6 protein-coding genes are annotated in these 6,120 nt (G+C 62.4%); 1 reads left to right on the forward strand and 5 read right to left on the reverse strand.

What is annotated here, in order from left to right:
• Positions 1–7: 7 nt before the first annotated feature.
• Positions 8–2,086, reverse strand: coding sequence for a DNA mismatch repair endonuclease MutL (mutL, locus tag HMPREF0178_RS19270; RefSeq protein WP_009369220.1), 2,079 nt, complete (start codon positions 2,084–2,086; stop codon positions 8–10).
• Between the two features lie 121 nt (positions 2,087–2,207).
• Here mutL and HMPREF0178_RS19275 point away from each other — a divergent pair, with 121 nt between their 5' ends.
• Positions 2,208–2,699: a heme-binding protein gene (locus tag HMPREF0178_RS19275; RefSeq protein ID WP_005030478.1), complete on the forward strand. Its 492-nt coding sequence runs from the start codon at positions 2,208–2,210 to the stop codon at positions 2,697–2,699.
• Positions 2,700–2,895: 196 nt separating this feature from the next.
• Here the strand turns inward: HMPREF0178_RS19275 and HMPREF0178_RS19280 are convergent, their stop codons facing one another.
• From HMPREF0178_RS19280 to prmC, 4 genes are all read right to left on the reverse strand, one after another.
• The gene (locus tag HMPREF0178_RS19280; protein ID WP_009369221.1) at positions 2,896–3,462 is read right to left on the reverse strand and encodes an HD family hydrolase; all 567 of its coding nucleotides are present in this window, start codon (positions 3,460–3,462) and stop codon (positions 2,896–2,898) included.
• 25 nt (positions 3,463–3,487) lie between these two features.
• The gene (locus HMPREF0178_RS19285; RefSeq protein WP_009369222.1) at positions 3,488–3,934 is read right to left on the reverse strand and encodes a GNAT family N-acetyltransferase; all 447 of its coding nucleotides are present in this window, start codon (positions 3,932–3,934) and stop codon (positions 3,488–3,490) included.
• 165 nt (positions 3,935–4,099) lie between these two features.
• Positions 4,100–5,017, reverse strand: a complete 918-nt coding sequence (gene lpxC / locus HMPREF0178_RS19290; RefSeq protein WP_009369223.1) for a UDP-3-O-acyl-N-acetylglucosamine deacetylase — start codon at positions 5,015–5,017, stop codon at positions 4,100–4,102.
• A gap of 130 nt (positions 5,018–5,147) precedes the next feature.
• Positions 5,148–6,095, reverse strand: a complete 948-nt coding sequence (prmC, locus tag HMPREF0178_RS19295; RefSeq protein ID WP_009369224.1) for a peptide chain release factor N(5)-glutamine methyltransferase — start codon at positions 6,093–6,095, stop codon at positions 5,148–5,150.
• Positions 6,096–6,120: the final 25 nt, after the last annotated feature.

The following is a 6,120-nucleotide window of genomic DNA, read 5'->3' on the forward strand; positions in this document are numbered from 1 at the left end:
AATTCCCTTACCCCATCCTTTTGAACATCTTGTCCAGATCGCTGGTGCCCCATTGCAGGACGCAGGGCCGCCCGTGCGGGCAGAACTGGCGGTTCTCGGTCATGAGCCACTGGGCGATGAGGTTGACCGCTTCATCCGGGGCGAGGGCGTCCCCGGCCTTGATTGCGGCCTTGCAGGCCATTGTGGCCCAGAGCGAATGGAGATCCTCCTTGCGCCCGGCGAGTACCTCACGGATGAATTCCCCGGCGGCGGCACGTTCCAGCAAAGGCGGCACGGCGCGCACTTCGAGCACGGTTCCGGATCCCTGTTCCCGCAGCACCAGCTCGAACCCGAGGGCGGAGAGGGATTCGTGAAACTCCTGAATGCGCTCCCGTTCCGCCGGATGCAGCGTATATTCGAGCGGCAGCACCAAGGGCTGGGACATGCCCGAAAAGCCCCCGGCCTCTATCCGGGACACAAGTACCCGCTCGTGTGCGGCGTGCTGGTCGAGGATCAGCAGGGACGCGTTGTCGCGGCCGTTGCGTATATCCCGGAGCAGCAGATACGTCCCGCCGATCTGCCCCATGTACACGTAAGGGCCGACGCGTACTTGGCCTTCGCCAATCTGCTCGATTTCGGGCTGTTCGGGCTCGGAAGGTCTGGCGCGGCTGGCGGCTGGTGGCTGCACGGCGGCGTTCGGTGCGGTTTCCGGTAACGAATCCGCACCTGCCGCCGGAGGCTGCGGAGCCGCAAACGCTTGGGGGGCTTCGTGGAATTCGTGGAAGGCAGATGCGGCGGGCTTGTCGGGAACCTTATCCCACGGAAGCCCTTCCTCACCGTATAACAATGGCTCGGGGACAGAGGCCGGTTCGGAGGATGGCCGTTCCGATGCGGGAGGCACGGCGGAAGCCGTTTCCTCGTGATCCGGCGGGATGAGGGGTTGCTGCCGGGGCCGCATGATCCGCTCTCGATCCGCTTCGCCCCAAAAGCCGAGGGGCTTGGGCTCGTACGCGGGGGCATGGCGCGCTTCTTCGCCGGAAGGGGCCGCGTCAAGATCGCCCGTGGGGAGATTGCGGACAACCGCCTCCTCCACGGCCCGGAGCACGGCCCCGAACACGGAGCGCTCATCCCGGAAACGGACTTCAATCTTGGCTGGGTGCACGTTTACGTCCACTTCTTCCGGAGGCAGCTCCATGAACAGGACGATCTGCGGGTATTCCTTGGAAAGGAGGCGCCCCTTGTAGGCTTCGCGGACGGCGCGCAGGATGACCTTGTCGTTGACGGCCCTGCCGTTGACGTAGAGCAGCATCCGGTCGCCGCGCGGCTGGGCCTGTCCGGGCGGGGAGACCAGCCCGTGGACGCGGATGTCATGGGTGGTGCGGTCGAACGGCAGCAGGGTTTCCGTAACGGAATCGGGCCAGATGACCGAGAGGCGTTCCTGCAGGGACTGCCCGGCGGGGAACCGCAAGACTTCCCGCGTCCCGGCAAGGAAGATGAAGCCCGCGTCCGTATGCGTGAGCGCCAGACGGGTGAGGAGTTCCTGCGCACGCTTCTGTTCGGTCGCGGGCGCTTTCAGAAATTTGAGGCGGGCGGGGATGGTGGCGAAGAGGTCGCGGATTTCGACGACCGTTCCCTTGTGCAGGCCGCTCGGCCCTTGCTGGGCGAGCACGCCGTGTTCCATCTGGATGAAGGCCGCATCGGGCTCGGCGTCTTCCGAGGCGCGGAAAGCCGACTCCATGCGGAAGCTGGACACGGACGCGATGCTCGGCAGGGCTTCGCCGCGGAACCCGAAGGAGCTGATGTGCCAGAGATCGTCCATACTGGTTATTTTGCTGGTGGCGTGGCGCGTGACGGCCAGCTCCAGCTCGGCGGCGGGGATGCCCGCGCCGTTGTCCCTGACCCGGATGAGGCTCTGCCCGCCGTTTTCCAGCGTGACCTCGATCAATGTTGCTCCGGCGTCGAGGCTGTTTTCCACAAGTTCTTTGACTACGCTTGCGGGACGTTCCACGACTTCACCGGCTGCGATCTGATTGCGCAGTTCGGGTGAAAGGAGGTGGATGCCGCGGCGTTCGGCAGGTGAACCGTCGTGAGGGGATATTTCGTTCATCCATTTGATATAGTGTCTTGCGGAAAAAGGCGCAAGTGGATACCGTAGAGCAAAGCGGAGCGCCGGGTTGCGTTCCGTGGGATGGGGCGCTTTGCCCATACCGCAACAGATGGAGGTTTTCATGCGTCGTCTTCTCTTGTCCGGCCTGATGGTTCTGGCTTTTTCCGTCACCGCGTTCGCGGGTGTGGATGTGAGCAAACTCCAGCTTCCCGGCGACATCACGCAGGCGCAGGCCGATACGGTCATCAAGGGCGCTCTCGCCAAAGCCAAAGAGCAGGGCGTGCCCATGAACATTGCCGTCGTGGACGCCGGGGGCAACCTGAAGGCTTTCACGCGCATGGACGGGGCCTTCCTCGGCAGCATCGACATTTCCATCGGCAAGGCCCGTACCGCCCGCCTGTTCAACATGCCGACGTCCGCCCTCGGCGCGGCTTCGCAGCCCGGCAAGGAATTGTACGGCATTGAAGTCACCAACAACGGTCTGGTCATTTTCGGCGGCGGCGAACTGCTCAAGAACAAGGACGGCGTCATCGTCGGTGCCGTCGGCGTGAGCGGCGGCAGCGTGGCTGAGGACACCAACGTGGCCAAGGCCGGCGTCGCGGCGTTCAAGTAGCCGGCTGAATAAAAAACAGGAAGGGTGGAGACGTTTGCCGGGAATAGGCCGGTGCGTTTGCCGCCCTTCCTTAGCCTCCCTTTTCCGAAAAACGGGGCGGGCAGGTGAAGGCTCTCGGCGGGGTTCCCGTCAGGCAAAGAAAAGGCATGTGGACCGGATGGTTCCCATGCCTTTGTCGTTTGGGGGGTGCGAGCGTTTAATCTGTACCGTGGAGCTTGGCGGCGGTTTCTTCGTCCAGAAGCGTGCGGAGTTCGCGCAGAAATCCGTTGCCCTCGAAGTATTCTTTTCCGTAGCCGAGATTGAACCGGTAGTCGAAATCCTCCGGGTTGCGTCCCTGATTGTGCTGGATGATGGTTTCCGCCTTGTCCAGCGCTTTGACGAGCCGGGCTTCCGGGGTGGCGTTCGCGTTGTATTCCCGCCACAGGGCCAGCAGGGATTCGGCTTCCCGCTTGGGGAGCAGGGAAAAGGCTTTGTGCACGGCCCGGCTTTCCTCGCTGTTTTTTTCTTGCGGGTCCGGGCACAGTGCCGCCGAAATGTCTCCGCCGTAGAGTTCGCCCATGTCGTGGATCAGGCTCATCATAAGCACTTTTTCCCTGTTCAGGCCGGGAAGGCGTTCCGCAGCGAGCCCGGCGAACAAGGCCAGCCGCCACGAGTGCTCGGCGGTGCTTTCGCGCCGCCCGTCGTGTGTCCAAGCCGTGCGGGTGACGGCCTTCAGCCGCTCGGCTTCCTTGATGAATCGCAGGTACTGCTCAATGAAATCCATAGGTGTTTTTCCTGGGGCTTTCCGGTCAGGCCAGCTCTTTTTTGAGGTAAAGCATGTCCGTGAGGAGAACGCCGTCTTCATAGATTGGTTCGGGGTAGTTGTCGGTAAAGAATCCGGCGACGGTGTGCGAGTGCGTGAAACCGAACCGGGCGTAAAAAGCCACGCCGGGGCCTGCGGTTCCCACATACATCGCCCGGAAACGTGCCGCGTAGAATTTGAACAGGGTTTCCATCAGGCGGGTGGCGTACCCCTGCTTTTGGAATTGGGGATCGGTGGCGAGGTTCTTGAGTTCGCAGGCAGTGTCGGAATAGGGGATGACCACAGCCACGCAGACGGGCGCGTCGCCGATGGAGAGGACATGCATATCTCCGGCTTCCAGATAGCGATCGATCATGGCTTCGCAAGGGTCCGCGAGGAGAAGAAGCGGAAGGTACTGTTTCTTGCCGGTCGTGATGGTCTGGAAGGTGGCCATTGTCGTTCCTCAAAAAAGGTTGATGGCGTTTCCGCTCGTGAGGGAAAAGAAAAGCGTCTGCCGTTCCGGAAGGGGCGGCGGGTACGGAAAAGGGGGAGCGGCGTACCGCGCGGGGAGATCCCGCAGGGCATTCCGCTCCCCCCTCGTCAGGTCGGATCGGGTGTCTTACGCCAGAGCCAGCGAACCTTCGTAGGCGGGACGCTTTTCGCGGGTCTTGCGGTTTTGGGCCTCTTCAAGGGAGAGGTCGATGAGCTGAAGCGCCCGTTCGCTTTCCGCCTTGCGCAGGAAGGCATTGTTCAGCTGATGGCCTGAGCAGCATATTTCGAACTGGCCCTGAATGGGCATCCCGAGCATGGCCATGTCGCCGATGAAGTCCAACACCTTGTGGCGGACGAATTCGTCCTTGTAGCGCAGGCCTTCAGGATTCATGACGCCGTTGTCGTCGAGCACGACCACGCTTTCCAGAGAGCCGCCGCGGGCGAGGCCGTGGCTATGCAGGTATTCGACGTCCTTGAAGAAGCCGAAGGTGCGGGCGTTGGCGACGCGGGTAAGGTTTTCCGGAGTCACTTCCATGCTGAAGTGCTCGCGGCCGATGGTCGGATGGGGAAAGTCGATGGTGCAGTCCACACGGAACCCGGCATAGGGGAGCGCGCGGATGTACTTGTCGCCGTCGCGCAGTTCCAAGGGGCGGCTGATGCGCATCACCTTGCGGGGCGCGGGCAGCTCACGGATGCCGGCTTCGGCGAACAGTTCCAGAAACGCCGCAGCGGAGCCGTCCATAATCGGGATTTCGCCGCCTTCGACGCTGATGATCAGGTTGTCGATGCCGAGGCCAAGTACGGAAGCCAGCAGGTGTTCCACCGTGGAGACGGTGGCCCCGTTCGAACCGAGAGTGGTGGCGAGCACCGTCGTGGCGACGGCTTTGGGGGCGGGACTCACGCGGCGGATGCCATCCGGGGTATGGATGTCGAAGATGATGCCCGTGTTGGCCGAAGCGGGGCGAAGGGCAAGGTAGACCTTGTTGCCGCTGTGCAGGCCAATACCGGAACAAGTAACGACGCGTTGAATAGTAGTCTGGTTCATGGAATCCCTCCACTCTAACCTATAGCAAGAAGCGGGCCAAAATTTTTATTTTCATATCTCCTTTGAACAATACGAAAAAAATGTATTGTGGCAAAAAAGCAAGCGTGTCTTTTCCACAACACTGTGGCCCTCAAGCCGCGGGTTTCCGAGCGCTCGCCACTCGATCATGGCCTGACAAGTCTTTGAGAATCAAGACGTTTTCCCATTTGTGGCTTTCAAGCAACACTTTTATGGCAGCGCCTTGCGCATAGCCGTGCTCCATGAGCAGCAGGCCGCCCGGTTTGAGGGCCACGAAAGCCTCCTGGGCCACGGCTATCAGGTGTTCCAGCCCTTCCGGCTTATCCGGGGGAGTGGAAGGGGCATGGCTGTGGCTGCCGCCGTGGTCATGATGGTGGTCATGGCTGGGGATCTTGTCCGAGTCCACAAAGTTCGGGACGAGCGCCGTGACAGGTTCGAAATCACGGACTTCGGCGGAGAGCCCTTCATATTCGGTTTTGCCGACATAGGGCGGGTTGCTGACCAGCAGATCCAGCGATTCCGGGCGCAGGAGAGGCCGGGTGAAGTCGGCGCGGACGGGTTGCAGCCGTTGGCGGACATCGTGGCGCACGGCGTTTTGGCAGGCCACGGCCAGCGCGCGGCCGGACAGATCGACCATGAGGCCGCGCCAGTCTGGGCGTTCCGCGCACAGGGTCACGGCGATACAGCCGCTGCCCGTGCCCAGATCCGCAAAATTGACGGGGCCGTCGCAGCCTTTGAGGGCCGCTTCGATGAGGTGCTCGGTTTCAGGGCGGGGAATGAGGGTGGCGGGCGTGACCCGGAAGTCCCTGCCGTAGAATTCGCGCTGGCCGAGAAGGTAGGCGGCGGGTTCGCCATCGGCTCGGCGGCGGAGCAGGCCGGTCATGCGGGAGAGCTGATCGCTGGAGAGGAAGGTTTCCGGACGGGTGGCGAGTTCCACACGGCTGATGCCGCAGACGTGCTGGAGGATGAGTTCGGCGGACAGGCGCGGCGAGTTCACCGCGGCCTCATGCAGCGTACGGGTCGCTTCGCGGACCCAGTCGGCTCGGGAAAGTTCAGGCATGGGTAATCCTTTGGGTATGAAAGGT

The sequence above is a fragment of the Bilophila sp. 4_1_30 genome (assembly GCF_000224655.1).
In the GTDB taxonomy this organism is placed as follows: domain Bacteria; phylum Desulfobacterota; class Desulfovibrionia; order Desulfovibrionales; family Desulfovibrionaceae; genus Bilophila; species Bilophila wadsworthia.